Origin of the sequence: Variovorax ginsengisoli (assembly GCF_030811835.1) — a bacterium.
In the GTDB taxonomy this organism is placed as follows: domain Bacteria; phylum Pseudomonadota; class Gammaproteobacteria; order Burkholderiales; family Burkholderiaceae_C; genus Variovorax; species Variovorax ginsengisoli_C.
In genome coordinates this window covers 147,494-172,544 of record NZ_JAUSRO010000008.1, presented here as the reverse complement: position 1 = coordinate 172,544, position 25,051 = coordinate 147,494, and the positions used below count along the sequence as shown (strand labels likewise).

The window sequence follows — 25,051 nt, the reverse complement described above, 5'->3', positions numbered from 1 at the left end:
GACGCGCTCAGCCGAGCGCAGCCCGCACCTGTGCCAGCCATCCGTTGAGCGTTGCATTCACCGCCTCGGGTTTTTCCATGGTCAGCATATGGCCGCAGTCGCTCACCCACACCAGTTCGGCTTGTGGAATGAGGGCGGCCAGCTCCCTCGAAGCCTCCGGGGGGCAGATGCGGTCGCCGTCCCCGCACAGCACGAGCACCGGGCAACGCAGCGCGGGCAGGTGCGTGCGCGCATCGGGCCGGACCATGACCGCGCGGTTCTGGCGCACCAGCGATTCGACGCCTGCATCGAGCACCATGTCGACGTAGCGCTTGACGAGCACCGGGTCGGCCGCCTGCAACGGATGGAACGCGAAGCCCGCGTTGAGCTCGATCAGGCTGCGTGCTTCGCCGCGCTCGAAAACCGCGATCGCCGATTCGCGCAGCTGGTAGAGCGCCTCGGTCTCCGGCTGTGCATTGGTGCCCAACAGCGCCAGTCCGGCGATGCGCGACGGCGCCTGTCGCGCCGCTTCCATCGCGACCATGCCACCCATCGACGCGCCGCAGAGGATCAGCGGGCCCTCCTGCTCGGCGAGCAGGAGGGCAGCCATGTCCTCGATGCGGGCCGCCCGGGTGTGCACGTCGGCAATATGCACCTGCAAGTCGGCGGGCAGGGCGGCGAGCTGGGGTTGCCACAAACGCGCGTCGCAGGCGAGGCCGGGAAGCAGGATGAGGCGAGGAGCGGAACGGGTCATGGCCTCGATTCTGCGTGAACTCTGCGTGAATTCGGACCTGTGTGTCCGGCCATGCTGCTGGGACATCGACGCCGCAGGCGCCGGACCGCGGACAATGGTGAACATCCATGCCCACACCCACCGACCTCATCCTGATTCGCCACGGCGAGACTGACTGGAACCGCGAACTGCGCTTCCAGGGTCACATCGACGTGCCCCTCAACGACACCGGCCATGAGCAGGCACGCCGGCTGGGCCTGCGGATGGCCGGCGAGGCGGTCGATGTGCTGTTCTGCAGTGACCTGCTGCGCACCCAGCAGACGGCGGCGCCCGCGGCCCAGCAGTTGTCGCTCTTGCCGATCACACAGGCCGCGCTGCGCGAGCAGAATTTCGGTGTGGTCGAGGGCATGCGCGCTGAAGAGATCCAGGCCCTGCATCCGCGGGCCTGGGAAGACTGGCTCGAATTCCACGAGGACAAGGGCATGCCCGAGGGGGAATCGGCGCGGCAGTTCCATGCGCGCATTCTGGAGGCGCTGGGCCGTATCGCCATGGCGCATGCAGGGCGCCGGATCATGGTCGTCACGCACGGTGGCGCGCTCGACATGGTGTGGCGCACCGCGCAGGGGCTGGGCCTGCACGGGCCACGCCAAAGCGACATTCCCAATGCCGGCTTCAACCGGATCCGCATCGCCGATCCGGCGGATCCGTCGACCATCGACATCCTCGACTGGGCCGACACGCGGCATCTGGCGGACATGCCGCCCCAGCCGTCGTACGACCAGTCACGCCACCTGCGCAAGTAGGCCCCTCGACCCGTGCAGGCCGCGTGGCGGCACGGGCTTTCGAGGCTCAGCGCTTGGCCAGTGCGTGCATGCCCAGCGCGAACACCGAATTCGGCGCGTTCACGCGCATCGGCTTGGGCGCCGGGCGGTTGAACAGGCGGCGGGGCGCCGGCTTGGTCTCGACCTGCACGCCCTTGGCGATCTGGTCGTCGACCAGACTCTTGAGCGTGACCGAATCGAGAAATTCGACGGCGCGCAGGTTGACCGAAGCCCAGAGCTCCTCGGTCGCATACCGGCCGGCAGGGGCGGCCTCGTCGGCGCTCTGCTGGCGGGCGGCTTCGTCGACCGGATCTTCGATCGACAGCACGATGTCAGCGACCGAGATGGCCTCTGTCTTGCGCGCCAGCGAGTAGCCGCCGCCGGGGCCGCGGGTCGACTCGACCAGCTTGTGGCGGCGCAGCTTGCCGAAAAGCTGCTCCAGGTAAGACATGGAGATGTGCTGGCGCTGGCTGATGGCCGAGAGGGTCACCGGACCCGAACGCCCGTGCAGCGCCACGTCGATCATGGCAGTGACCGCAAAGCGGCCTTTGGTGGTGAGTCGCATGGATGATTCTTTCTGTTGTGTGTCTGTGCGCTTACTCGTCGCGGCCGCCGGCGATGCCCAGCAGGGCGAGCAGCGACTGGAACACGTTGTAGAGGCTGAGGTACACGCCCAGCGTGGCGGTGATGTAGTTGGTTTCATGGCCGTCCTTCACACGCTTGAGGTCGTGCAGGATGAAGGCCGAGAAGATACCGATGGCAGCCACCGACAGCGTCATCATCAGCGCGCTCGACTGGATGAAGAAGTTGGCCACGCCGGCCACCAGCAGCAGGATGGCGCCGATGAACAGGAACTTGCCCATCGACGTCAGGTCGCGCTTGATCACGGACGACAGCGAGGCCATGCCCAGGAAGATCGCGCCCGTGCCGGCAAACGCCGTCATGATCAGGCTGGCGCCATTGGCAAGGCCCAGCACCGTTCCGACCAGGCGCGACAGCATCAGGCCCATGAAGAAGGTGAAAGCGAGCAGCACCGGCACGCCGGCCGCCGAGTCCTTGGTTTTTTCGATGGCGTACATGAAGCCGAAGGCGCCGACCAGGAAGACCACCAGGCCGATGCCCGGCGACATGGCACGCGTGATGCCCGTGGCCACGCCGACCCAGGCACCCAGGACGGTGGGCACCATGGACAGCGCGAGCAGCCAGTAGGTGTTGCGAAGGACGCGATTGCGTTCCTCGACGGAGGCGACCGGTGTGTCGAAACCGGTGTAGATGGGTTGCATGTTGTTCATGGGATTCCTCTTGGAAACGGGGTATGTCTGACGGGGACCGATGCAATGGCGGCGGTGCCGCCGGATGCGCCGGAACATGGGATGTGCGAAGGCCTCGGCGCAGCCGCATGCGGCTGGCGGGCGTCGGGTCGTGGGCTTCGTCAGTCGGTGGCCGGATACCGGTGGGTCCGGACCCTTGCCAACCGCCTTGCGAGACGCCTACGCGCTGAGGAGCGCGAGGCGGGGAGGGCGCTTGGGCCGCTCGAGCAGCGGCGTGGGCGCGACCGTCGGCAACGGCCTGGCCGGCGGCTCTGAGAGGCGCTGCGGTCCACGCAGGCGTTGCAGGCCGTCGAAGGCCTCGGCATGGTCGTAGCCGGTTTCGCCATGGGCGGCGGTGGCCACGTCGATCTTGTCGCTCAGGGGCTGGGGTTCGTCGTCTTGCGGGTCTTGCTGGGAAGAGACCAAAGACACCAGCGCCTCGGCCTGCATCTGCGCCGTTCCCTGCTGCGGGCCGTGCGGATGCACGCCCGGCACCGCCTGCGCGAGTGCGCCAAAGCTGTAGCAGGACAGCATGATGGCAAGAATGGAAGCGATGAGCCAGCGGGGCATTTGATCTTCATTTTACCCGTTTTGCCCAAAGGGCCATGTAGGCGGGTGGCGATAGCCTATTCCGCGTCGGGTTGTGCGCCTGGGGCTGCCGCACGGAAGGCGTCGAGTTGCTGCAGGTGCGCATCGATGCGCACCAGCGTCGGGAAGTCGTCCAGCGGGACGTTGAAACGGCGGGCGTTGAAGACTTGCGGCACCAGGCACAGGTCGGCAAAGCTCGGTGTATCGCCCACGCAGCAGCTGCCGGTGCGCGGGTCGCGTGCGAGGTGTGCCTCGAGCGAGGCGAAGCCCAGAAGGATCCAGTGGTGGATCCATGCCATCTTCTGCGCTGGTGTCACCCCCAGCGTCTTCTCCAGGTACTGGAGCACGCGCAGGTTGTTGATCGGATGGATTTCGCAGGCGACCAGATCGGACAGAGCCCGCACCCAGGCCCGGTCGGCCGGGTCGGCAGGAAGCAGTGCGGGCGTCGGATGGCGCTCCTCCAGATACTCCAGCATCGCCAGCGACTGTGTGATGACCTTGCCGTCGTCCACCAACGCCGGCACCAGGGCTTCGGGGTTGAGCGCCTTGTAATCTTCACTGTGCTGCGCGCCGCCATCACGCACCAGATGCACCGGCACGTAGTCGTACGACAGCCCCTTGTAGGCCAGCGCGATGCGCACACGGTACGAAGCCGAGCTTCGAAAGTAGTTGTGGAGTTCCATGCCATCAAATCATAGGCGTAACCGCACCGTCCATCGCCAGGATGGCGCCCGTGATGTAGCTCGCCCGCGCCGAGGCGAGGAACACGACGGCATGGGCGATTTCCTCTGGATCGGCGATGCGTCCGAGCGGCAGCCGCGCGGTTGCGCGCTCCAACGCCTGCGCCGTGTCGATGCCCTGCAGCGCTGCGTCGGCGGCCATGCCCTCCTGCAGCCGGGTCGTCAGCGTGAGGCCCGGGTTGACCGCGTTCACCCGCACGCCCTGCGGGCCGTAGGCCGCCGCCATGCCGGCGCTCACCAGCATCAGCGCCGCATTGGCCGCGCCGCCGGGCATGTGGATCGGGCTGGCCACCTTGCCGCCGGCGCCCACCACATTGACCACCGCGCCGCGTCCGCGCGCACCCATGCGCTTGACCACCGGGTCCAGCATGTGGATGTAGGTGAAGTACTTGGCGTCCATGGCCTCGTGCCAGGCCTGCGCGTCCAATGCCGCGGGGGCGGTGCGGCGTGCGGCACCGGCCGAATTCACCAGCACGTCGACCGGACCGAACACCTGCTCTGCCGCATCGAGTGCGGCCTGCGCAGCCGCGGGTTGCTTGAGGTCGGCCGCATGCACGCCGATATGCGCTGCATCGACGCCGGGGGCGCGCGCCAGCGTTCGGGCCGCCTGGGCCAACGCGTCTGGATCGCGCGCCACCAGGCTCACGCGCGCGCCCTCCTGCAGGAACACGGCGGCACACGCCAGGCCGATGCCCTTGCTGCCGCCTGTGATGAGCACGTGGAGGCCGTCGAGTTGGAGGTCCATGGTTTACTTTCTTCGTATAGATGCGTGTAGAAGGCTGCGAACAGGCAGCGCTGCCACCGCCATTGAAGCATTGCACGAGAGGCCCTGCTGGCGTTCATGCCACGTCCCAGGACATGATTCGACCGGCTCAACGCCTTTATGATTCGCCCCATCGGCCGTCGCTTCCGACTTGCCTGGAGTTCGTGCTGCATGGATGGCTTTGTTGACCGCTGCTGACACCCCGAAACCGATCGCCAGCCCAGTGATCCCCGCGTCGCCCGCCGTCACCTTGGACAACTGCGATCGGGAACCGATTCACATTCCGGGTCTGATCCAGCCCCACGGCGCCCTGCTGGCTTTCGACGCGCAGGGCGTGGTCACCCACGTCAGCGCCAATGCGCCTGCGTTGCTGGGGCATGCGGTCCCCGCGCCGGGTGACACGCTCTCGAGCCTGCATTTCGACGGCCACGCCGAGGTGCACGCGCTGCTGCAGGAGGCGCTCGAAGGCCATGGCACGGAGGGTGGCGACTCGGGCGGAACCGCGGAAGTCCGTTTGGGCGGTCGGCGCTTCGACCTCATCGTTCATGGGTACGCAGGCGTGGTCATCGCGGAATTCGAGCAGCGACCCGTCGCCAGCGACGAAGTCGCCGGCTTCGCGCTCAAGGCACACCGTGCCATGGACAAGCTCAAGCGGCAGAATTCGATCGATGCGTTGCTGGTGATGGCCGTGGGCGCGGTGCGCCAGCTCACTGGCTTCGATCGCGTGATGGCCTATCGCTTTCGCCACGACGACAGCGGCGACGTGGTGGCCGAAGACCGCCACGAGGCGCTCGAGCCCTTCATCGGGCGGCGCTATCCGGCCAGCGACATCCCGGCACAGGCACGCCGGCTCTACGTCATCAACACGCTGCGTCTGATCGCCGACGTCCAGGCCGTGCCGGTGGATGTGATCGCCGCCAATGCGGCGCTGCTGCCCCTGGACATGAGCCACGCCGTGCTGCGCAGCGTGTCGCCGATCCACATCGAGTACCTGCGCAACATGGGCGTGGGCGCGTCGATGAGCATTTCGATCGTGGTCAATGGCCGGTTGTGGGGCATGCTGGCCTGCCACCACCGCACGCCCCTGCAAGTGACGTATTCAGCGCGCATGGCGTGCGACGTGCTCGCGCAGGTGCTGGCAGCCAACGTCCAGAGCCTGCAGGCACGCGCGCTTGCGCAACGGGCTGCCGACGCGGCGCAGTTGCGCGCTCGGCTGATCGAAGGTGCGCTCCATGACGACGATCCGGTGCCCACGTTGGTAGCGATGTCCGCCGCGCTCGGCGAGGCCTTCGAAGCCGACGCCGTGGTCGTCGCGCAGGAAGCCAAGTTGCATGTGCACGGCACGCTGCCGCGCGACATCGGCATGCGGCTAGCCCAATGGCTCGCATCGCGCACGGACAGGCGCGATGCGGTGCTTGTGATGAATTCGCTGAGCGACCTGCCGTCCGACCTGGTTGCAGCCTGCGGCATCTGGTGCGGCCTGCTGGCGCTGCGCTTTGACGACGCGGCCCACGGCTGGCTGGTACTCGCACGCAAGGAGCAGATCGAAACCATCCGCTGGGGCGGCAAGCCCGACAAGGAATACACCAGCGGACCACTCGGTCCTCGGCTCACGCCACGGGGTTCCTTCGATGTGTGGAAAGAGGTGGTCAGCGGCACCGCCGTTCCCTGGACGGCGCCGCAGGTCGAGTTCGCGCGGCAGCTTCGTGACGAGTTGGCGAGGGCCGGTGCGGCGCGCATCGCCGAGGTCCACCGCGCCCGTACCCAGTTGCTGGCCATGCTGGGCCATGACCTGCGCGATCCGCTGCAGTCGATTTCCATGGCGGCGCGTGTGCTTGAACATGGTGGCAGCGAGAACGGCAACCGGCTCGGCCAACGTATTCAGTCGTCGAGCACCCGTATGTCGCGCTTGATCGGTCAGGTCCTGGATGCGGCGCGCCTGCAGACCCATGCGGGCCTGACCATGGACCGTGTCGACACCGAGCTCGTCCGATTGCTCGATGACCTGCTCGACGAGGTCCGCGTGGCCTATCCCGGCGTCATCGTGCGCCATGACGCGCCAGCAAGCCTGCACGCCCTGGTCGATGGTGATCGCATTGCACAGTTGTTTTCCAACCTGGTCAGCAATGCGCGGCACCACGGTCAGACTGGGCTGCCCATCGACTTGAAGTTGAGTGTGGATGCGGACACGGTGTGCTTCGAGGTGCGAAACACCGCGGAGCCCATCGCAGCGGACCTCCTGCCCAACCTGTACAGCGCCTTCAAACGACAGGCTACGACCAACGTGCGCAACAAGACCGGGCTGGGGCTGGGCCTGCACATCGCCCAGGCCATCGCCGTCGGCCATGACGGTACATTGGTCTACAGCCATGAGGACGGACAGGTCGTTTTCCGCGCCTGCTTCCCGCAGCGTGTGGTGTTGTCGGGCGACTGAAGCGCGGCGGGACCCAGGCCCCGCGACCAGCCCTGATCAGGGACGTGGTGCAGGTGGCGCTGGGATGGGCGTGACGGTTTCCCGGATCACGCCACCGCCCATCACGCTTCCCTCCTGGAACGTGCGGCCGGCCCCCTTGCCCGTGATACGCGCTTCGCAATCGGCGCGGTCGGGCGCGGGCTGGCTGCGGCAGCGTGCCAGCGCGTTCTGTTCGTACGTCGTCGGTGCTGCGTTGGTCAGGCCACCGCGGCGTGCCTCCTGCTGGGCTGCACCGGCTTCGCGCAGGCAGGCCGCACGGTCTTGCTGCACGCCATCGCAGACGGCACGCTCCCTCTGCGCCTTGGCATGGTGCCCCGGCGCACTCTGGGCACTGGCCAAGGTACCTGCGGCAAGCAGCACGGCGGCGATGAGGGAAGGGCGAAGCGCTCGAATCATGTGTTCTCTCCTGTGGAATGACGGGCGTTCCCACTGGTGAGGTGAACGTGACCGCCGGAGTCGCAGTGTGCAATGTGGCCAGGGCATCCCGCTGTGGGACGACCGCCTGAATCGCCCGCGATTCAACGACGATGTCTGTGGGATGTGTCCGGCAGCGAGCCGGGCACGGTCACGGGGCAGTGGTTGCCGTCAGCGGCTCAGCGTTCGGCGATGCGGCGCGCCAGGTGCGCCAGCGCCTCTTCCACCTGATCGACCAGGATCAGCGACAGGTCGCCTGGCTGCAGGCGTGCCAGTGCGGCGTCGATGGCGACGAACTCGCCCCGGATTTCCTCGATATGGCGCGTGCGCCGGGCGCCCTGCAGGCCCTGGCGCAGCAATGCCATCACCTCGCCGTCTGCACGACCGCGCTGCGCTGCGTCCTGGTAGAGCAGCACGTCGTCGAAGGCTTCTCCCAGAATCTGCGTCTGGTCTCGGATGTCGCTGTCGCGTCGGTCGCCCGCGCCGCTGATGACCACCGAACGCGTCCTGGCCGGCAGGGTGTCCACGGCTGCCACCAGCGCCTTCATGGCATCGGTGTTGTGGCCGTAGTCGGCGATCACGGTGGCGCCTCGGTATTCCATCATGTTGAAGCGCCCCGGCACGCCCGCCGCGTCGTTCTTGAAGCTGGACAGGCCGCTGCGAATGGTGTCCCAGTCGAGTCCCACGGCCCAGGCGGCGGCGACCGCGGCCATCACGTTCTCGACCTGGAAGGGCAGGGTTCCGTTGCGCGTGATCGGCACGTCGCGCAACGGGATGCGCTCGCGCCACGAGCCTTCGGCCGCGATCAGCGTGTCCTGATCGACATACACGGTGCGCTTGCCTTGCGCGCGATGCGTGGCCATGACCGCGTGCTGGCGGTCGGCGGTGAAGAAGATCACGCCGCCGGGGCAGCAGGCGGCCATTGCGGCCACGTTGGGGTCGGCGGCGTTGAGCACCGCCACGCCGTCGGGCGCCACGTTGCGCACGATCACGCGCTTGAGCACGGAGAGGTCCTCCACCGTGGTGATGTAGTTCAGGCCCAGGTGATCGCCGCTGCCGATGTTGGTCACCACCGCCACCTGGCAGCGGTCGAAACCCAGGCCTTCGCGCAGCACGCCACCGCGCGCGACCTCGAACACGGCCGCGTCCACTTCGGGATGCAACAGCACGTTGCGCGCACTCTTGGGGCCACTGCAGTCGCCACTGTCCGTCTGGCGGCCGTCGACCCACACGCCGTCCGTGTTGGTCATGCCGGTGCGCAGGCCGCTGGAGGCGAGGAGGTGGTTGATCAGCCGTGCCGTCGTGGTCTTGCCGTTGGTGCCGGTGACGGCCACCACCGGAATGCGGCCGTCGTCGCCGGGCGCATAGAGCGTGTCCATGACGGCCTCGCCCACGGCGCGACCGCGTCCGAAGGACGGCGAGATGTGCATGCGCAGGCCGGGCGCGGCATTGACCTCGACCACCCCGCCGTGTTGCTCCTCGAGCGGCTGCAGCACGTTCTCGCAGACCATGTCGACGCCGCAGATGTGCAGGCCGACCATCTGGGCGGCATCGACCGCGCGCGCCGCCACTTCAGGGTGTACGGTGTCGGTCACGTCGGTGGCGCTGCCGCCGGTCGACAGGTTGGCGTTGTTGCGCAGCACCACGCGCTGGCCGAGGGCAGGCACGCTGTCTGGCGTGAGGCCCTGCGCGTCGAGCCGCCCGATGGCGATGTCGTCGAGCCGGATCTTGGTCAGCGAGGTGGCGTGCCCTTCGCCGCGGCGCGGGTCGAGGTTGACGGTGTCCACCAGCTGGCGCACCGTCGCGTGCCCGTCGCCGATGACCTGGGGCGGGTCGCGCCGCGCGGCGGCCACCAGCCGGTCGCCCACCACCAGCAGGCGGTAGTCGAAGCCGGGCAGGAATTTCTCGACCATCACCTCGCCATAGGCAGCGGCGGATTCGTAGGCGGCGGCCAGTTGTTCGCGCGAAACGATGTTCACCGTCACGCCCTTGCCCTGGTTGCCGTCCTGCGGCTTGACCACCACCGGCAGGCCGATCTCCTGGGCGGCGGCCCAGCCGTCGTCGGCACTGGTTACCGGTCGGCCCAGCGGCACCGGCACGCCGGCGGCATTGAGCAGTTGCTTGGTCAGCTCCTTGTCCTGTGCGATCGATTCGGCTACGCCGCTGGTGCTGTCGATTTCGGCGGCCTGGATGCGCCGCTGCTTGGAACCCCAGCCGAACTGCACCAGGCTGCCGCGTGTCAGGCGGCGGTACGGAATGCCGCGTGCCACCCCGGCGTCGACGATCGCGCCAGTGCTCGGGCCCAGGCGCTCGGACTCGTCGAGGTCGCGCAGCTCTGCAATGGCGCCCTGTGCATCGAAACTGCCACCGGTGAGTGCGGCGTGAATGAGCGCTTCGGCCAGCGCCACGGCACGGCGGCCCACGGCCTCCTCGCTGTACTGCACGGCGACCTGGTACACGCCGGCCTCCACCGTGCGCGTGGTGTGGCCGAACACCACCTGGCAGCCAGCCTGCGACTGCAGTGCGAGCGAGGCGTTCTCCAGCACGTGGGCGAGCGCCAGCGGCTGGCCCAGCACCATCGGGTGCAGCTCGCCGATCGTGGGAAACAGGGCGCGCAACCGGGTCTCGAAGCCGGTGAGCTGTTCGACGGCGTTCTCCGCGCCGGTGCAGGCGACGATGGCCTCGATCGAGGTATGGCGGCTCCAGAGATTGGGGCCGCGCAAGGCGCGGATGCGGGTGACTTCCATGGCGCGGCGCTCAGGCTGATTGTTGTTGTGAAGAAAGGGACGGCGCGCTTTGCGACAGCTGAAGCGACGCCAGGGCCGACTGCAGGTCCGCCTCGAACGCCTCAGCGCCGGCACCGATCAGGTTCAGCGGGATGTTCAGCGCCCAGCTGGCTGCCACGGCGGCGAGCAGCACGTCGAGCGTCACGCCGGCGTGTGTGGCGCGCCACACCGTGAGACGTCCCAGGCCGGGCAGGAAGGATTCGCTGGTGCCATTGGCCAGCACCACCCGGTCCTGGCGCACCAGCACCGCCTTGCCGCCAGCGGCCTGGTGGGCGCCCAGGGCGACGGCCTTTGGATCGGATGCGTACAGGATCACGCTGCCGTCGCACAGCGGCGCGAGGCCGGCCACGCGCGGGTCCGCCGCGTTCAGCACGGCCGTGCCTTCGGCCAGCACCACGTCGACCTGCGTGCGCAGCACCTTGACCATCTGGTCGCTCTCGGTGACGTCGAACTCCGCGAGCGCCTCGGCGCCCTCCAGATCGGTCACGATGCCCACGGTGCAGCGGTCGTAGGCCAGGCCGCTGCGCAGGATGGTTTCGGCGCCGTTCTCGATGACCACCGCCTGCACGGCGCGGTTGACCAGCAGGCGGTGCGCGGCTTCCCAATGGGCGCTGTCGCGCGCATCCACACGGCGGCGTTCGAGGAACAGGCCGTCGCGGCAGGCCAGGCCGGTGTGGCGCCCGCCCAGGCCGATCAGCCAGGCCACCAGCCGTGCGAGCACCGCGGTGTCCTGGGTGCCGGCCACGCCGACGATCGGGATGCGCCCAGCCAGTTCCCCCGCCTCGGGCTCGGGAAACAGGTGGTCGCAGATGGCGCGGCCCACCGGACGCGGCGAGCCGACCGCCGGCTTCAGGTGCATCAACAGGCCGGGGCCTGCATTGACCTCGACGATGGCGCCGCGCTGGGCGGCCAGCGGCCGGCTGATGTCCTGCGCGACCAGGTCGATGCCGGCGATGTCCAGGCCCACCACGCGCGCGGCGAGCACGGCCGCATGTGCGACCTCGGGATGGACGAGATCGGTGCAGTCCACGCCCAGATTGCCGTTGCGCTGGATCGTGACCACACGCCCGGCTGCCGGCACCGCGTCGCTGTGCAGGTCCTGGCGCTGGAGTTCGAGCTGCAGCTTGGCGTCGGTGGCCGGCACGATCAGGTCGAGCGGGTATTCCTCTTCGGCGCCGCGCCGCGGGTCGCTGTTGAGCTGGCTGTCGATGAGCTGCGCGACCGTCGCGCTGCCGTCGCCGGTCACGGTGATGACCTCACCGCGCGCGGCGGCCACCACCTGGCCGCCGACCACCAGCAAGCGGTGCTCGCTGCCGCGCACGAAGCGCTCGACCATCACGTCGCTGCCTTCGGGCTCGGCCACGGCGAAGGCAGCCATCACCTCCTCGCGTGTGCCCAGTTCGAGCGACACGCCGCGGCCATGGTTGGCGTCCGACGGTTTCACCACCACCGGCAGGCCGATGTCCTCGGCGGCTTCCCAGGCTTCCTCGGGGCTGGCGACCACCTGGCCTTCGGGCACCGGTACGCCGCAGCTCTGCAGCAGCGACTTGGTGAGTTCCTTGTCGCTGGCGATCGATTCACCGATGGCGCTGGTGTGGTCGGTTTCGGCCGTCCAGATGCGTTGCTGCCGCGCGCCGTAGCCCAGTTGCACCAGGTTGCCCGCGTTCAGGCGTATGTGCGGAATGCCACGGTCGGTGGCGGCGCCGACGATGCAGGCCGTGCTCGGGCCGAGGTAGCAGTCTTCGACCATGCCCTTGACCGCATCGACTGCACGTTGCACGTCGGCTGCGTCGAACGCGTCGCCGTTGACCGCGGCCATCAGCAGGCGGTGGCCTTCGGCCAGGGCGACGCGAGCGACCTGTTCGTCGCGCGCGCGGAACACCATGCGGTAGACGCCGTGCCGGGACGTGCTGCGGGTCTGGCCGAAGCCGGTGGGCATGCCCGCCAGGTTCAGCAGCTCGATGACCACGTGCTCCAGGATGTGCCCGGCCCAGGTGCCTTCGGTCAGGCGCTGGATGAAGCCGCCGCGCTCGCCCACGCCGCAGTGGTGCTCGATCAGCGCGGGAAGAAGGGCGGTCAGCCTCTCGGTGAAGCCCGGGATGCGCTGCGAGGGGTAGTCTTCGAGCCGGCCGAGGTCGAGCCAGACTTCCAGCACCGGGCGGTAGGTCCAGAGGTTGGGGCCACGCAGATAATTGATGCGCAGGAGCTGGATGTCGTCGAAACGGGTCATGGAAACGTTAGGGTCGAGGCGAGGGCCAAAAAAACACAATGCAACATCACGATCCAGTCGATGCCCGGGAGGGCGCAGGAGAGGCGACTTCGGCCGCCCTGAAAAGCCGGCTCACAGCCGCCGAAAACGTTCTGGCAACCCTCTCGGTTGACCTCGACGGGGAACTTCGGTTTGCCACCGGCCTGCTGGCGCTCACCGACCGGCGTCTGCTGGCCCGCGAAACAGACGGCCGCTGGCGGGAATGGCCGGTCGGCCAGCTTGCACCGGAACCGCTCGAACTGCAAGCCGGCGACCACGCCGGCGTCGGCACGCTCGACCTGGTCGGCCCCGATGGCAATCGCGCGCGCTGGCGCTACACGCTGGCCCAACAGGCCGCGGCGCTGCAGTTGATCAAGCGCTTTGCCCAGCTGCAAAGCCGCATGACACCCACTGCCTTGGCCGAGCCCGACGATCCGCGCGCGGCCGAGCCGGATGCGCCGCCGCCCTCGACCTGGGTGCTGCTTCGCCTGGGCCGCTTTGCCCGGCCTTACCGCAAGCAGCTCATCGCGGGTTTCCTGCTCACGCTGGCCTCGACCGCCGCCACGCTGGTGCCGCCGTACCTGACGATCCCGCTGATGGACGACATCCTGATCCCGTTCCAGAACGGCCAGCAGATCCCGGTCGGCAAGGTCGTGCTGTTCCTCGCCGCGCTGCTGGCGGCTGCGCTCACGGGCTGGGGGCTGGGCTGGGCGCGCACCTATTTGCTGGCGCTGGTGTCCGAGCGCATCGGCGCCGACCTGCGCACCACGACGTATGAGCACCTCCTGACGCTGCCGCTCGACTACTTCGGCGGCAAGCGCACCGGCGACCTGATGTCGCGCATCGGCTCCGAGACCGACCGCATCAACGTCTTCCTCTCGCTGCACGCGCTCGACTTCCTCACCGACGTGCTGATGATCGTGATGACCGCGGTGATCCTGGTGTCGATCAACCCGCTGCTGGCGGTCGTCACGCTGGTGCCGCTCCCGTTCATCGCCTGGATGATCCACGTGGTGCGCGACCGCCTGCGCACCGGCTTCGAGAAGATCGACCGCGTGTGGAGCGAGGTCACCAACGTGCTGGCCGACACCATCCCCGGCATCCGCGTGGTCAAGGCCTTCGCGCAGGAAAAGCGCGAGGCCGACCGCTTCCACGCTGCCAACGCATACAACCTGCAGGTCAACGACAAGCTCAACAAGACCTGGTCGCTCTTCACGCCCAGCGTGTCACTGCTCACCGAGATCGGCCTGCTGGTGGTGTGGGGCTTCGGCATCTGGCAGGTGGCGCGCGGGCGCATCACGGTCGGCGTGCTGACGGCCTTCATCGCCTACATCGGCCGCTTCTACACGCGGCTCGATTCGATGAGCCGCATCGTGTCGGTCACGCAGAAGGCCGCGGCTGGCGCCAAGCGCATCTTCGACATCCTCGACCATGTGAGCAACGTGCCCGAGCCTGCGAACCCGGTGAAGGTGGATCGCGTGACGGGCCGCATCGTGATGAAGGACGTGGGCTTTCGTTACGGCTCGCGCGCCGTCATCCGCGACCTGGACCTGGCCATCGAGCCGGGCGAGATGATCGGCCTGGTCGGCCACAGCGGCTCGGGCAAGAGCACGCTGGTCAACCTGATCTGCCGCTTCTATGACGTGACCGACGGTGCGATCCTCGTGGACGGCACCGACATCCGGCGCTTCGCGGTGGCCGATTACCGGCGTCACGTCGGGCTCGTGCTGCAGGAGCCCTTCCTGTTCTTCGGCACCATCGCGCAGAACATCGCCTACGGCAAGCCGGATGCGACCCGCGAGGAGATCGTCGCCGCCGCGCGCGCTGCGCATGCACACGACTTCATCCTGCGGCTCGCGCATGGCTACGACTCGCTGGTCGGCGAGCGCGGGCAGGGGCTGTCTGGTGGCGAGCGCCAGCGCATCAGCATCGCGCGCGCACTGCTGATCGACCCACGCATCCTGATCCTCGACGAGGCCACGTCCGCCGTCGACACCGAGACCGAAAAGGAAATCCAGAAGGCGTTGGACAACCTCGTGAAGGGCCGCACCACCATCGCCATCGCGCACCGCCTGTCGACGCTGCGCAAGGCCGATCGCCTGGTCGTGATGGACCGCGGCGAGATCGTCGAGGTCGGCCCGCACGATGCGCTGATGGCCAAGGAGGGCGCGTACTGGCGGCTCTACCAGGCGCAACTGCGGCAGGTCGATGACGATCCGACCGCGGGATCGATGGCGACCGAACGCCTCGGCGTGGCCGTCGCCCTGAGCAACCATGCCGCCCATCCGGCCGGAGAAGCCTGATGAACGCGCCGGTATTCGAACTCGAACGCGATGCCTTCGGCCAGCTGGTGTTGATCGACGCACAGGGGGAGCGCCATCCAGGCGTCGTACCGGTGCGGGCGTTTCCGCTGACGGCGCCCGACGTGGGCGTGTCCCTGCTGGGCAGCGATGGCCGCGAGCGCATCTGGATCGACCGCATGGACGCGCTGGCGCCGGCTCAACGCGCCTTGCTCGACGCGGAACTGGCGGTGCGCGATTTCGCGCCAACGCTGCAACGGTTGCACGCCGTGTCAAGCTTCGGCGTGCCGAGCACCTGGCGTGTGAGCACCGACCGTGGCGACGTGAGCTTCGTGCTCAAGGCCGAGGAGGACATCCGGCGCCTGGAGGGCGGGGCGTTGCTGATCACCAGCGCGCATGGCGTGCAGTTCCGCGTGCCCGACCCGAAGGTGCTCGACCGCGCATCGCGCAGGCTGCTCGAGCGCTTCCTCTAAAAAAGGGCTGACGCAGCTACCGGGCCACGAACCACCGCACGACCGCAGCGCCGGCCCCCGCCGACACGGCACTCACCAAGGTGCCCCACGCGATATCGATGAACGACAGTGCGACGGGCCAGTTGCGCACCACCGCCAGGTTCGTCAGGTCGTACGTGGCATAGGCGAACAGGCCGAACAGCGCGCCGAGCACGCCAGCGCGCGCGACGCTGCCGGCGTCCACGCCAGGCAGCACGGCGAAGATCACCAGGCCTATCGGGTACATCAGGTAGAAGAGCGCAGCGATGCCCAGGCGCGGCTGCTGCGCCATGAGGTCGCCCATGGCCTGGGCATAGAGGTTCTTCGCGATCACACCCAGCCAGAGCAGGTCGATCACGATCATCACGAGGAAGGTGGCGGCCCAGGCCACGAGGTGTTTGGTCGTCATGCGAAGGATCGTATTCGCCGCGCGTGGGTTGCTGCGAAACTTGCGCCCTTGTCCGACAGGAGTTTCTTTCATGCACACCACCGCCCTCGTCCTCTTTTCCGGCGGCCAGGATTCCACCACCTGCCTGGCCGACGCCCTCAGCCGCTTCGAGCGCGTCGAGACGCTCGGCTTCGAGTACGGCCAGCGCCACCGCATCGAGATGGACGTGCGCCACACCGTGCGCGAGGCCTTGTGCGAGCGCTTTCCGCAGTGGGCTTCACGCCTGGGCGAGGATCACCTGCTCAACGTCGATGCGCTGTCTCAGCTCGGCGGCTCGTCGCTCACGCAGGAGGTGGCCTTTGCGATGCAGGCCGATGGTCTGCCCAACACCTTCGTGCCCGGGCGCAACCTGCTGTTTCTCACGCTCGCCGGCGCGCTGGCCTACCGGCGTGGCCTGCAGGTCATCGTCACTGGCGTTTGCGAGACCGACTATTCCGGCTACCCCGACTGCCGCGACGACACGATGAAGGCGATGCAGCTGGCGCTGTCGCTCGGCCTGGACCGTCGGCTGGTCATCGAGACGCCGCTCATGTGGATCGACAAGGCGCAGACCTGGGCCATGGCGCACCGCCTGGGCGGCGATGCGCTGGTCGACATGATCGTCGAGCACACCCACACCTGCTACCTGGGCGATCGCGTGCACCGCCATGCCTGGGGCTACGGCTGCGGCAGTTGCCCGGCCTGTGCGCTGCGGCAGGCTGGATGGGAGCGCTACAAGGGAGCCTGATGCGCCAGGGGAGTTACGCCTTTGTTCCCATCGTGGGGGTAGCGCCGGGCGTGCGATCGGGCGCATCTGCCGTGGCCGTGTCGAGGTGGTGGCTGGCGCTGCCGCCGTCGGACGTTGGTGTCAGCGTCCAGCGCTGGCGATGGAAGGGTCCGAGCGTCGAGCGATGCGCGATCGACACGATGCCGCCACCGGCCTGCCGGACCTGCGCGACCAGGCGGGCGTACAACGTGGCCTCGGCTGCCTCGTCCAGCGCGCTGGTCGCCTCGTCGGCGAGGATCCAGGCGGGTCGCTTGAGCAAGGCACGGGCGATCGACAGGCGCTGTTGCTCGCCCCCCGAGAGTTTCTGGCCCCAGGCGTCGGCCCGGTCGAGCTGCGTGGCCAGTTGGGGCAGCAAGGCGTTGCGCAGGGCTTGCTGCAGGGCCTCGTCGCTGTAGTGCGTGGCCGCTTGCGGGTAGGCCAGCGCGTCGCGCAAGGGACCGTCGGGGAAGTAGGGGCGCTGTGGGATGAACATGGTGTCTGCGGGCAGGTTCACCTGCCCGCGCGCATGGGGCCAGATCCCTGACAGTGCGCGAAAAAGACTCGACTTGCCGCTGCCGGATGGGCCGGTCACCAGCACCGTTTCGCCGGGCGCGACATGCAGTCGTCCGTCTGCCAGCAGGGTGTGCCCGTCCGGCAGGGCAACGTGGAGTTGCGACGCGGCGATGCCGCCGGCTTCGTGGGTGGCACTGAAGTCTTCATTCGGTCGCGACTGCTGGCCGAGGCTTTCCTCGAAGCCTGCCAGCCGGTCGCTTGTGGCCTTCCACACGGCGATGCCCATGTAGTTGTCCACCAGCCAGCCCAGGGAACTCTGCACCTGGCCGAAGGCCGAGCTGATCTGCATCAGCTGGCCCAGCTGGATCGCGCCGCTGAAGTAGCGCGGTGACGCGACGATCATCGGGAAGATGATGGCCGCCTGGCCGAAGAAGCTGTTGAACCAGGTCAGGTTCTTCTGGCTGCGGATCAGGCGCAGGTAGTTGCCCATGACCGCGGTGAAGCGGGTGTCGAGCTGGCGGCGTTCGACGGCCTCGCCGCCGTCCAGCGCAATGGCTTCGCTGTATTCGCGGATGCGCACCATGTGATGGCGGAAGTTGGCTTCCAGCCATTGCTGGCGAAAGTTCAGCCCCACCTGCCGACGCCCGATGAAATGGGCGATGACGCTGCCGACCACGCAATAGAGCACCGCCGCCCAGACCATGTAGCCCGCAATGGTCCATTCGCCGCCGCCCAGGAAGGCGGGCGCGTGGAAACTCAGCGGCCCGCTCAGCGTCCACAGGATGCCCACGAAACTCAGCAGCGTGACCACCGCATTGAACACGCCCATGCCCAGCGTCACGGTGGAGTCGGTGAAGATGTTGAGGTCTTCCTGAATGCGTTGGTCGGGGTTGTCGGGCACCTGGGCCGCGTCGCCCGTGAAGCGCGCGAGTTCCATGCGGTAGAAGGCCTTGTTCGCAAGCCAGCGCGCCAGGTAGTGGTCGGTCAGCCAGCTGCGCCAGCGCAACTGGAGGACCTGGGTCAGGTAGAACTTGTAGACCGCGATGACGATGTAGACCAGCGCCAGCCAGGTGAAGCGCCCGATCTGCTGCCAGAACGCGTCGAGCTGCTTGTTCTGCAGGGCGTCATAGAACGTTCGGTTCCATTCGTTGATCTGGACCAGCATGAACACCACGCCCAGGTTGAGCGCGACGATGGCCGCCAGCAGGCCGCGCGCTTTCCATTTTTCCTCGGACTGGAAGTAAGGCCAGGCCAGGCGGCCGATGCGCCGCAAGGTGGCGAGAAAGGGCGCGCGCTGCGCGGTGTCGGGCAGGGACATCGTGGGACCGTCATCGTGGTGCGCCACAACGGCGCGATGGCCCATGCTAGCCGCGCACGCGGCCCGATCCTTAGGCTCGGCTTAAGCGCGCGCCCTGGCGTTCGGGCATCACAGGTCGCCCAGCCCCATGGCCGGGTCGCTCACCGAGTGCTGGCCGGTCTCCACGCGGCCGGCGAAGCGCCGGTAGTACACCGGGTCGGCATCGCAGGTCACGGCGAAGTCGTACCACTGGCCGCTGTCGGCGAGTTCCCAATGCTGCTCCACCGTGGCGCCGCCAGCCACAGGCGCGGTCCATGGGCCGTCGTTGCGGTAGGCCTTGGCGCGAACGGTGAAGTTGGCGCTCTTCTTGCCCGCGTTCGTCATGCGCAGGTAGACGTTTCCGTTGGCAATGTCGTAGCACACGCGCACCTCGGGGTTGGCCGCGTCGGCCACGCGCAGGGTGTTCAGGTCGCCCTTGAAGTGGCGGTGAAAGCCGTTCGGTCCCAGCACCCAGAGGTCGTACAGGCCGGCGTTGTCGGTCGTCGCGTTCCAGCTGTCGTCGAGCGTCTTGCCGGCTTCCACCATGTAGCGGCGCGGCAGGCGGTCGAGGTTGAGCCTGTCGTAGACGTGGAACACGGCGGCCTGCGCGCCGGTGTTGGCAAACACAAGCTGGACGCGGCCATTGACCGCGTCGGTCTTGGCGCTGGCATGCAGCTCGTAGGGCAGGGCGCGCGAGGGACGTGTGCCTGTAGCCTGACGCGGCAGCTGCGCACTGGCCGGTGGCACGATCTGCGGCAGCGCCTGCTGGTCGGCGCGCAGCTTGTCGGCTTCGGCTTTGCTCTTTCGGCCGCTCAGCGTGGGCAGGTCCTGGGCGTTGGGCGTGGCGAAGTTGAAGGCGCTGGTGAGGTCGCCGCAGACCGCGCGGCGAAACGGACTGATGTTGAGTTCGGCGACACCAAAGCGTGCCTCGATGAAGCGCAGCACCGAGGTGTGGTCGAACACCTGGGAATTGACCCAGCCGCCGCGGCTCCAGGGCGAGATCACGTACATCGGCACGCGCTGGCCGGGCCCGTAGACGTTGCCGTCGGGCGCCGGCTGCGCCACGGGCATGCCCGGCGGCACGGGGTGCGTGAAGTATTCGAAGCTCATGTCCGCATCGGACAAGGTGGTCTTGCCCGCGAACTGCTTGTCGGCATTGGGAAGCGGCGCCAGCGGCGAGGGGGCCGACGGCGAAGGCACGTGGTCGAAGTAACCGTCGTTTTCGTCGAAGTTCACGATGAACACCGTCTTGCTCCAGACCTCTGGCACGGCGGTGAGGGCGTCGAGCACCTGCTGGACGTACCAAGCGCCCTGCACCGGGCTCGACGGGCCAGGGTGCTCGGAGTTCACGTCCGTCGGAATGATCCACGACACCTGGGGCAGGCGGCCGGCTTTCACGTCGGCGCGAAACGCGTCGAAGATGGCGCCCGCATCGAAAGCGGCCTGGTCGGCCACCGGCAGGGTGTTGGCAATGCCCTTGTAGAGCGGATTGCCGGCATCGTCGCCCGGCGCGTAGGCGGGCGAGGCGCCCTGGGGCAGCGCCGTGTTCACGGGTTTGGCCGAGAGCTCGTTGGCCTTGCGGAAGGTCTTGAAACCCATCAGCGGATTGCAGCCGTAGTTGTTCGGGATGTTCTGGTAGACCATCCAGCTGACCTTGGCGTCCTGCAGGCGCTCGGCATACGTCTTCCACTCGTAGCCTGCCGTGGAGGGGCCGGTCGACGACCAGGCGTTGACGTTGTTCACGTAGGCCACGTTGGCGCCCGTCGGGCCGTTGGTGCCGGTCCAGTGGAACGAGCGGTTGGCATGGGTGCCGGTGTGCATGGCGCAGTGGTAGTCGTCGCACACGGTGAAGGCATTGGCCAGCGCGTACTGGAATGGCAGCTCTGCCTCCTGGAAGTACCCCATCGAAGCGGCGTTCTTGTAACGCGGCCACTGGTTCATGCGGCCGCCGTCCCAGGCGTTGTGCGTGTCGACCCAGGTGTGCGGCGTGCCGCTGGCGCGTTGCGCGTTGCCTTTGCTGCCGTCGAGGTGATAGGGCAACACCAGGGCGCCCTTTGCATCGCTCTGCTGCCAGACGGAGAGGCCGGCCGGCAGCGGAATCGTGAAGCGGTCGCCGAAGCCCCGCACGCCCATCAAGGTGCCGAAGTAGTGGTCGAAGGACCGGTTTTCCTGCATCAGGATGACGATGTGCTCGACGTCCTTGATCGTGCCTGTGGCGTTGTTGGCTGGAATGGCGAGGGCGCGGCGGATGGCCGGCGGAAAGGCTGCGAGCGTGGCGGCGGCGATGCCGGCGGAAGCGGTGCCGCGCAGGAAGGTGCGTCGTGAGGTCATGGTGTGGGGCGCTTGCGGGGGGACGTGGGGGCCGTGCTCAAGGGGCGCAGCGCATCACGGGCTGGGCTGCTGTGGCGGGGGGCGTCGTTGTGGACGGGGTCGTGGGGGTGGGGGTGGTGGGGGCGTTGTTGGCGTTGCCGCCACCGTCGCTGCTGCCGCCGCAGGCGCTCAGCGCACCGGCGAGTGTTAGCAAAGCCGTGAGCGTCGCGACGCGCGCAAGGCGCATCGGTAAGAGACGAGAAGGCGCATCGTGGTTCATGTGCTGGGTTCCGTGGGGAGAACCGTGAGGCTAGAACCTTTGGGTGACAACGTCGTGAACTCACGGCGCGCATCCCTTGCAGAAGTGTCAGCGTGGGTTACGGACGTTACTGATGCCGCTGGACACATGGCCTGACGGCACGTGGCGCGCCGCTGCGTCGACATGGCCTGTCTGGTCGTCGAAGAAGAAGTCGGGCTCGAATTCGCGCAGGAACTCGCCTTTGGGCAGGCCCCCGAGGAACATCGCTTCGTCGACCCGGATGTTCCAGTTCATGAGCGTTCGGATCGCACGCTCATGGGCCGGTGCGCTGCGTGCGGTAACCAGGGCGGTGCGGATGCGCATCGACGCATTGCCCGCGAGCTGCAACCGATGCAAGGCCGACAGCAGCGGCTTGAACGGCCCTTCGGGCAGCGGCAGCGCGGCCTTGCTCAGCTCGTGCGCCTGGAAGGCGTCGAGTCCCTCGGCCTGGAACACGCGCTCGGCCTCGTCGCTGAACAGCACGGCGTCGCCGTCGAAAGCGATGCGCACTTCGTTCGGGAAGGCGTCGCTCGCCTTCACCGATTCGACCAGCACGCGTGCCGCTGGAAAGCCAGCGCCGAGTGCCTCGCGCACATCTTCGGCATTGGCCGACAGGAACAGGTGGGCCCGCAGCGGCCGCAGATAACCGAACGGCGCCCGGCCTTGCGTGAACACACCACGCTGCAGCTTGATGCCGGCCGACACGCTGGAGCGGAAGATGCGCATGCCCGACACCGGGTCGTTGCGCGACAGGATCACCACCTCGACGCGCTGCACACCGTCGTCGTTGAAGCGCAGCAGCTTCTGCACCAGCGAATAGGCAATGCCGGGCTGTGCGGGGACGTCCAGCCGCTCGAGCTGAAGCCGCATGTAGGCCTCGGGGTCGCCCGATTCGAAGAGCTGGTTCTCCTCCTCGAGGTTGAACAGCGCCCGCGACGAGATCGCGACCACCAGCTTATCGTCCAACGTTACGGCCACGCGCACCTCCTTCCAGGAACGCCACCGAACCGGCTCTGCCGGGCCGTTGGCGTTGCCCCCTGCAAGGGGGTTGGCGAAGCGACACGCAGTGCGCGAAGACTGGGGGTGTGCTTCATTTGACAAACTGGTTGAGCTGGATGATCGGCATGAGCACCGCCAGCACGATCAGCATCACCACCCCGCCCATGGCCACGATCAGCAGCGGCTCGAGGATGGTCGCCAGGTGCATGGCGCGGCGTTGCACTTCGGCGCCCAGCTGGTTGGACGCACGCTGCAGCATCAGCGGCAGCGTGCCGGTCTGTTCGCCCAGACGCGCAAACATCGAGACGATGCCCGGAAAGCGTTTTTTCTGCGCCAGTGCCGAGGCCAGTGGCGCGCCTTCGCGCACCAGCACCAGTGCATCGAGCGCATCGGCGCGCATGGCGCGGTTGCCCAGCGTCTCGGCGGCCGCCTGCAGCGCGCGCAGGATTGGCACGCCGGCCGTCGCCAGCATCGCCAGCGTGCTGGCAAAGCGCGCCGCGTTGTAGCCGCGCGCGAGCTTGCCGACCAGCGGCAGCCGCAGCCAGGCCGCGTCGAATTTCTCGCGAAAGGCGTCGCGCGCGAGTGCCGCGCGCATGGCGACGACTGCCAGCGCGATGGCGATCAGCATCGACCAGCCGTAGCCGCGCACGAAGTCGCTGATGGCGAGCATGGCCACCGTCAGGAAGGGCAGCGCCCGCTTGGTGCCCGCGAACACGTTGGCCACCTGCGGCACCACGTAGCTCACGAGAAAGATCACGATCACGATCGCCACCAGCGTGACGATGGCCGGATACAGCGCAGCGCCCACCAGCTTCTGTTGCAACGCCTGGCGCTCTTCGAGGTCGTCGGCCAGGCGTTCGAGCACCAGGCCGAGGTTGCCGGTCTGCTCGCCCGCGCCGATGACGGCGGTGTAGATGGCGGAGAACTCGTGCGGATGCTGCGACAGCGCGCGCGCAAAGGGCGAGCCGCCGTTGACCTCGGCGCGCAGCGAGGCGATGAGGTTGCGTTGCTGTTCGCTTTCCGATTCGTCGGTCAGCGCCGTCAATGCGCGTTCGAGCGGCAGGCCCGACGACACCAGGCCGGCCAGCTGGCGCGTCCACACCGCCAGGCCGGTCGAGTTGAAGACACGGCCGCCCCCGATCGAGCGGCGCCATCGGCTGCTGGTGGGCGCATTGCCGACCGCGCTGCCGACCAGCGTGACCTCCAGCGGAATGAGGTTCTGCGCGCGCAGCATGCCGCGCGCGCTGCGTGCGGTGTCTGCCTCCAGCACGCCCTTGCGCGGCTCGCCCTGGGCGTCGACGGCTTCGAAGGAATAGGCGGGCATGGACGTGCGCTCAGTCGCGCGTCACGCGCAACAGCTCTGCGCGCGATGTGACGCCCGCAGCCACCAGCCGCTCGCCGTCGGCGCGCATCGAGCGCAGGCCGCCATGTTCGGCGGTCGCCAGAATCTGGCTTTCCGGTGCCCGGCTGTGGATGAGCGACTGCACCGCGTCGTCGGCCACCAGCAGCTCGAAAATACCGGTGCGCCCCTGGTAGCCCGTGTGGCCACACGCGTCGCAGCCTGCAGGTGTGGCCTCGCCGCCTTCTGCGGGCATCACGGTGCACACGGGGCAGAGGCGGCGCACCAGCCGCTGTGCGAGCACGCCCAGCAGCGAAGAGCTCAACAGGAACGGTTCCACGCCCATGTCGGTGAGGCGCGTGACGGCACTCACCGAATCGTTGGTGTGCAGCGTGGCGAGCACCAGGTGGCCGGTGAGCGAGGCCTGGATGGCGATCTGCGCGGTTTCGAAGTCGCGGATTTCGCCGATCATGATCACGTCCGGGTCCTGCCGCAGGATGGCGCGCAGGGCCTTGGCGAAAGTCAACTCGATCTTCGCGTTCACCTGGGTCTGGCCCACGCCCGTGAGTTCGTACTCGATCGGGTCTTCGACCGTCATGATGTTGCTGCTGCCCGCGTCCAGGCGAGAGAGCGCGGCGTACAGCGTGGTCGTCTTGCCCGAGCCGGTCGGCCCGGTCACCAGGATGATGCCGTGGGGCTGGCCGATGAGCCGCTCGAAGCGCGCCAGCGTGTCGCCCTGCATGCCCACCGATTCGAGCGTGAGTTTGCTCTCGGTCTTGTCCAGCAGCCGCAGCACCGCACGTTCGCCGTGTGCGCTGGGCAGCGTGGACACCCGCACGTCGACCGCGCGCGTGCCGATGCGCAGCGAAATGCGGCCGTCCTGCGGCAGTCGCTTCTCGGAGATGTCCAGGTCGGCCATGATCTTCAGGCGCGAGATCAGCGCCGCATGCAGCGCACGGTTGGGCTGCACCACCTCGCGCAGCGTGCCGTCGATGCGAAAGCGCACCGACGACGTGCGCTCGTAGGGTTCGATATGGATGTCACTGGCGCCGTCGCGCGCGGCCTGCGTGAGCAGCGCGTTGAGCATGCGGATGATGGGCGCATCGCCCGCGCTTTCGAGCAAGTCTTCGACCGCCGGCAGCTCCTGCATCATGCGCGACAGGTCGGCGTCGCCCTGCACCTCGCTCACCACCGCGGCGGCGTTCGACTCACCCTTGGCGTAGGCGGCGCTGATGCGCTGCGCGAGCTGGTCGTTGGGCAGCGGCTGGAAGGCTGTCACCGTGAACTTGCGCGTGACTTCACCCAGCGCGCTGCGTGGCGGCGTCTTGGGCATCCACAGCGTTGCGGTGCCGTCGTCGGCTTCTTCCAGCAGCAGTTGCTGGCTGCGCGCGAACGCGTAGGGCAGGGGGTAGCGCAT

The 25,051-nt window shown here is 68.0% G+C and carries 20 protein-coding genes; 5 read left to right on the top strand and 15 right to left on the bottom strand.

All coding sequences use genetic code 11. The features are described from left to right. Positions 1-7: 7 nt before the first annotated feature. Positions 8-733 (bottom strand): alpha/beta fold hydrolase, encoded by a 726-nt coding sequence (locus J2W36_RS14280; protein ID WP_307690409.1) that lies wholly within the window; start codon positions 731-733, stop codon positions 8-10. Between the two features lie 107 nt (positions 734-840). On the opposite strand from J2W36_RS14280, the gene J2W36_RS14275 reads away from it, so the two are divergent. After that, complete coding sequence (locus tag J2W36_RS14275) at positions 841-1,515, top strand: histidine phosphatase family protein (protein ID WP_307690408.1); 675 nt, start codon at positions 841-843, stop codon at positions 1,513-1,515. Between the two features lie 46 nt (positions 1,516-1,561). Here J2W36_RS14275 and J2W36_RS14270 read toward each other — a convergent pair whose 3' ends face one another. The 5 genes from J2W36_RS14270 to J2W36_RS14250 all read right to left on the bottom strand — a co-directional run bounded on the left by J2W36_RS14270 (position 1,562) and on the right by J2W36_RS14250 (position 4,916). Beyond that, positions 1,562-2,098, bottom strand: coding sequence for an Rrf2 family transcriptional regulator (locus tag J2W36_RS14270; RefSeq protein WP_307690407.1), 537 nt, complete (start codon positions 2,096-2,098; stop codon positions 1,562-1,564). Between the two features lie 31 nt (positions 2,099-2,129). Further along, entirely contained in the window at positions 2,130-2,825 is a 696-nt protein-coding gene (locus J2W36_RS14265) for a Bax inhibitor-1/YccA family protein (protein ID WP_307690406.1), read from the bottom strand. A gap of 198 nt (positions 2,826-3,023) precedes the next feature. Continuing rightward, positions 3,024-3,413: a hypothetical protein gene (locus J2W36_RS14260; RefSeq protein ID WP_307690405.1), complete on the bottom strand. Its 390-nt coding sequence runs from the start codon at positions 3,411-3,413 to the stop codon at positions 3,024-3,026. A 56-nt stretch (positions 3,414-3,469) separates the two neighbouring features. After that, positions 3,470-4,114 (bottom strand): maleylacetoacetate isomerase, encoded by a 645-nt coding sequence (gene maiA / locus J2W36_RS14255; RefSeq protein ID WP_307690404.1) that lies wholly within the window; start codon positions 4,112-4,114, stop codon positions 3,470-3,472. Between the two features lie 4 nt (positions 4,115-4,118). Continuing rightward, positions 4,119-4,916, bottom strand: a complete 798-nt coding sequence (locus tag J2W36_RS14250) for an SDR family oxidoreductase (RefSeq protein WP_307690403.1) — start codon at positions 4,914-4,916, stop codon at positions 4,119-4,121. A 202-nt stretch (positions 4,917-5,118) separates the two neighbouring features. On the opposite strand from J2W36_RS14250, the gene J2W36_RS14245 reads away from it, so the two are divergent. Beyond that, complete coding sequence (locus J2W36_RS14245) at positions 5,119-7,368, top strand: ATP-binding protein (protein WP_307690402.1); 2,250 nt, start codon at positions 5,119-5,121, stop codon at positions 7,366-7,368. A gap of 36 nt (positions 7,369-7,404) precedes the next feature. Here the strand turns inward: J2W36_RS14245 and J2W36_RS14240 are convergent, their stop codons facing one another. The 3 genes from J2W36_RS14240 to J2W36_RS14230 all read right to left on the bottom strand — a co-directional run bounded on the left by J2W36_RS14240 (position 7,405) and on the right by J2W36_RS14230 (position 12,837). After that, a complete protein-coding gene (locus tag J2W36_RS14240) occupies positions 7,405-7,803 on the bottom strand; it encodes a hypothetical protein (RefSeq protein WP_307690401.1) in 399 nt (132 codons plus the stop codon). Positions 7,804-8,000: 197 nt separating this feature from the next. Next, complete coding sequence (cphA, locus tag J2W36_RS14235) at positions 8,001-10,568, bottom strand: cyanophycin synthetase (protein WP_307690400.1); 2,568 nt, start codon at positions 10,566-10,568, stop codon at positions 8,001-8,003. Positions 10,569-10,578: 10 nt separating this feature from the next. Continuing rightward, positions 10,579-12,837: a cyanophycin synthetase gene (locus J2W36_RS14230; protein WP_307690399.1), complete on the bottom strand. Its 2,259-nt coding sequence runs from the start codon at positions 12,835-12,837 to the stop codon at positions 10,579-10,581. A 38-nt stretch (positions 12,838-12,875) separates the two neighbouring features. Here J2W36_RS14230 and J2W36_RS14225 point away from each other — a divergent pair, with 38 nt between their 5' ends. Then, on the top strand, positions 12,876-15,158 hold the full coding sequence (locus J2W36_RS14225) for a cyanophycin metabolism-associated ABC transporter (RefSeq protein WP_307690398.1): 2,283 nt from the start codon (positions 12,876-12,878) through the stop codon (positions 15,156-15,158). Further along, complete coding sequence (locus J2W36_RS14220; protein ID WP_307690397.1) at positions 15,158-15,628, top strand: cyanophycin metabolism-associated DUF1854 family protein; 471 nt, start codon at positions 15,158-15,160, stop codon at positions 15,626-15,628. Before J2W36_RS14225 ends, J2W36_RS14220 begins: the two co-directional genes overlap by 1 nt. Positions 15,629-15,644: 16 nt before the next feature. Here J2W36_RS14220 and J2W36_RS14215 read toward each other — a convergent pair whose 3' ends face one another. Next, positions 15,645-16,055, bottom strand: a complete 411-nt coding sequence (locus J2W36_RS14215; protein WP_307690396.1) for a DUF2177 family protein — start codon at positions 16,053-16,055, stop codon at positions 15,645-15,647. Between the two features lie 70 nt (positions 16,056-16,125). Between J2W36_RS14215 and queC the strand changes: the two genes are divergently transcribed. Then, a complete protein-coding gene (gene queC / locus J2W36_RS14210; RefSeq protein ID WP_307690395.1) occupies positions 16,126-16,821 on the top strand; it encodes a 7-cyano-7-deazaguanine synthase QueC in 696 nt (231 codons plus the stop codon). 13 nt (positions 16,822-16,834) lie between these two features. Here the strand turns inward: queC and J2W36_RS14205 are convergent, their stop codons facing one another. The 5 genes from J2W36_RS14205 to gspE all read right to left on the bottom strand — a co-directional run bounded on the left by J2W36_RS14205 (position 16,835) and on the right by gspE (position 25,051). After that, a complete protein-coding gene (locus tag J2W36_RS14205) occupies positions 16,835-18,670 on the bottom strand; it encodes an ABC transporter ATP-binding protein/permease (RefSeq protein ID WP_307690394.1) in 1,836 nt (611 codons plus the stop codon). Positions 18,671-18,778: 108 nt separating this feature from the next. Then, complete coding sequence (locus J2W36_RS14200) at positions 18,779-21,019, bottom strand: phosphocholine-specific phospholipase C (RefSeq protein WP_307690393.1); 2,241 nt, start codon at positions 21,017-21,019, stop codon at positions 18,779-18,781. A 346-nt stretch (positions 21,020-21,365) separates the two neighbouring features. Beyond that, positions 21,366-22,274 (bottom strand): 5'-nucleotidase, encoded by a 909-nt coding sequence (locus J2W36_RS14195; protein ID WP_307690392.1) that lies wholly within the window; start codon positions 22,272-22,274, stop codon positions 21,366-21,368. Between the two features lie 112 nt (positions 22,275-22,386). Further along, the gene (gene gspF / locus J2W36_RS14190) at positions 22,387-23,619 is read right to left on the bottom strand and encodes a type II secretion system inner membrane protein GspF (protein WP_307690391.1); all 1,233 of its coding nucleotides are present in this window, start codon (positions 23,617-23,619) and stop codon (positions 22,387-22,389) included. A 10-nt stretch (positions 23,620-23,629) separates the two neighbouring features. Further along, a complete protein-coding gene (gene gspE / locus J2W36_RS14185) occupies positions 23,630-25,051 on the bottom strand; it encodes a type II secretion system ATPase GspE (RefSeq protein WP_307690390.1) in 1,422 nt (473 codons plus the stop codon).